Annotated in this window: 1 protein-coding gene; it reads right to left on the reverse strand. The window is 71.8% G+C overall.

The features are described 5' to 3' along the window. Positions 1 to 159: 159 nt before the first annotated feature. Positions 160 to 390 (reverse strand): hypothetical protein (locus PUR71_RS22270; protein WP_329928838.1); only part of this gene is annotated, 231 nt, incomplete at its 5' end.

Raw genomic sequence — 390 nt, forward strand, 5'->3', positions numbered from 1 at the left:
GGTGGTGGCTTCCGCCGTGATGACCGTCCGTCGGGTGGTTTCAACCGTGACGACCGCGGCGACCGTGGTGGTTTCCGTCGTGATGACCGTGGCGAGCGCCCCTCGGGCGGTGGCTTCCGACGAGACGACCGCCCGTCCGGCGGAGGCAACCGACGCCACCTAGACCCACCCCCTCGAGACGGAACCCGCGACCAACACCCAGGCGAGCGCCCCTCGCGAGTAGGCATCCGTCGTGACGCCCGCCCCTCCGGCGTCATCTACCCGGACCTCGTCGACCGTCCGCGTCGTGACGACCGTGGCGAGCGCCCCTCCGGTGGTGGCTTCCGCCGCGATGACCGCCCGTCCGGCGGCTTCAACCGTGACCGCGACGACCGTCCGCGTCGTGATGAC

The sequence above is a fragment of the Streptomyces sp. SP17BM10 genome, assembly GCF_036322405.1.
Classification (GTDB): domain Bacteria; phylum Actinomycetota; class Actinomycetes; order Streptomycetales; family Streptomycetaceae; genus Kitasatospora.